The organism is Streptomyces sp. HSS9-12 (assembly GCF_054963655.1).
Genome location: NZ_JBUEGC010000123.1, coordinates 1 through 945, shown reverse-complemented (window position 1 = coordinate 945; position 945 = coordinate 1). Strand labels below are relative to the sequence as shown.

Genomic DNA, 945 nt, shown 5'->3' with positions numbered 1-945 from the left:
GCTCCCGAAGGAACACACCAGCTTCGCGGCCTTAGCATTCGAGGATTCAGCGTTGACGCACTGTCACGGGTACCGGAATATCAACCGGTTGTCCATCGACTACGCCTGTCGGCCTCGCCTTAGGTCCCGACTTACCCTGGGCAGATCAGCTTGACCCAGGAACCCTTAGTCAATCGGCGCACACGTTTCCCACGTGTGTATCGCTACTCATGCCTGCATTCTCACTCGTGAACCATCCACAACTCGCTTACACGGCTGCTTCACCCGGCACACGACGCTCCCCTACCCACCCGGACAGCCGTTAGGCCTCACATCCGAGTGACACGACTTCGGCGGTACGCTTGAGCCCCGCTACATTGTCGGCGCGGAATCACTTGACCAGTGAGCTATTACGCACTCTTTCAAGGATGGCTGCTTCTAAGCCAACCTCCTGGTTGTCTCTGCGACTCCACATCCTTTCCCACTTAGCGTACGCTTAGGGGCCTTAGTCGATGCTCTGGGCTGTTTCCCTCTCGACCATGGAGCTTATCCCCCACAGTCTCACTGCCGCGCTCTCACTTACCGGCATTCGGAGTTTGGCTAAGGTCAGTAACCCGGTAGGGCCCATCGCCTATCCAGTGCTCTACCTCCGGCAAGAAACACACGACGCTGCACCTAAATGCATTTCGGGGAGAACCAGCTATCACGGAGTTTGATTGGCCTTTCACCCCTAACCACAGGTCATCCCCCAGGTTTTCAACCCTGGTGGGTTCGGGCCTCCACGCGGTCTTACCCGCGCTTCACCCTGCCCATGGCTAGATCACTCCGCTTCGGGTCTTGGGCATGCTACTCAACCGCCCTCTTCGGACTCGCTTTCGCTACGGCTACCCCACACGGGTTAACCTCGCAACACACCGCAAACTCGCAGGCTCATTCTTCAAAAGGCACGCAGTCACGACCGCCAAG

Annotated in this window: 1 rRNA gene; it reads right to left on the bottom strand. The window is 57.9% G+C overall.

Annotated features, from left to right (window positions below):
* Positions 1-945 (bottom strand): 23S ribosomal RNA (locus tag ACY34J_RS28985); the annotation flags it as partial.